Origin of the sequence: Shewanella sp. NKUCC01_JLK (assembly GCF_019345615.1) — a bacterium.
Classification (GTDB): Bacteria; Pseudomonadota; Gammaproteobacteria; order Enterobacterales; family Shewanellaceae; genus Shewanella; species Shewanella oncorhynchi.
Map to the genome: position 1 here is coordinate 1 of NZ_JAHKRD010000034.1, position 1379 is coordinate 1379.

Consider the following 1379-nt stretch of genomic DNA (forward strand, 5'->3'; position numbering starts at 1 on the left):
ACATATATGGACCCATCCGGTTTGCAAGACATTCGATATCAATTTTGAGAAGAGTTCATTGCACCCATATATTCGGCCTCTTATTGAGGGATTCCTCTGGCCCTGATGGATATTTGCTTCTACTGTCCTTATCATCCCTGCGGCTTCATCAGAGCCTATGTTTTCGTAAGGTTTTTAGTAGATCAGTCTGACTGTCTCATCATCAAATCAAGTGTCTTAGCAACTTGCTGGTTGGTTAATCGTTAACATAATAAGTACATTTGATGTTGTTACATAGCGAGCCGAAACTCTTCTTCACGTGCCGCGATAACCCATGACATTCTGGCGAGCTTATTCGCGACGGCCACACACGCACGATTGAAACCTCGGCGCTCCGCTAGCTGGATAGCCCAACAACTCAACTTATCCGACTTACTCCCACTGTGTCGCAACACCGCTCTGGCGCCGTGGATGAATAGCGTACGTAAATAGGCGTTTCCCCGCTTACTTATCCCGAGGAGGTTATCTTTCCCGCCACTGCTGTGCTGCTTAGGTACTAAGCCACACCAAGCTGAAAAATGTCGGCCATTGCTAAAGTCTTTACCGTCACCCACTGCAGCATAAATCGCCGTAGCGGTGACAGGCCCAACACCAGGAATAGTTTGTAATCGCTGACAAATCACATTGTTATGAGTTTCGTTTAGTACTTGGGTGTCACAACTCTTAAGCCGTTTTTCAATGTCGATAACCTCATCATATAACTGATAAAAGATGGCTTTACCCTTGATGGTCAGCATATTGGCTTCATCGACCAAAATATCTGGTAACTGGGCTTTAAAAGCCGATTTACTTTTGGTAATGACAATACCGTATTCTGCTAACATGCCTCGCACTTGGTTGATTAAGGCTGTTGATTGTTTAGTTAATCGTTCGCGCATACGGTGGAGCAGTTGCACATCTTGCTGCTCGACGCTTTTGGGTTTTACAAACCGCATGTTGGGCCGCTGCGCAGCCTCCGCAATGGCTAGCGCATCGTTGTAGTCATTTTTATTACCTTGCCTAAAAGGAACCACATACTGCGGGGCAATTAACTTAACTACGTGCCCAAATTGCTCAAATTCTCTGGCCCAATAACTCGCGCCGCCACACGCCTCCATAACGATAAGGCAAGGCTCAATTTTCGCGACAAAGGGCAGCAAGTCTTTGCGTCTAAGCATTTTCTTTTTGATTAACTTGCCTGCTTTATCGACACCAACAGCATGAAAAACAGACTTTGCGATATCTAAACCGATTGTAGTAATCTTCATAGGTGGACCCGTCCTCTTTCTGATGAGTTTTAGCGACTACATCGTGGCCCATTGCGAGGCCGATTAAAAGTGGATGGGTCCATTCCATTATCC

Annotated in this window: 1 protein-coding gene; it reads right to left on the bottom strand. The window is 45.8% G+C overall.

Annotated features, from left to right (window positions below; genetic code table 11):
- Positions 1–269: 269 nt before the first annotated feature.
- Entirely contained in the window at positions 270–1286 is a 1017-nt protein-coding gene (locus tag KO537_RS22920; protein ID WP_173496475.1) for an IS110 family transposase, read from the bottom strand.
- Positions 1287–1379: the final 93 nt, after the last annotated feature.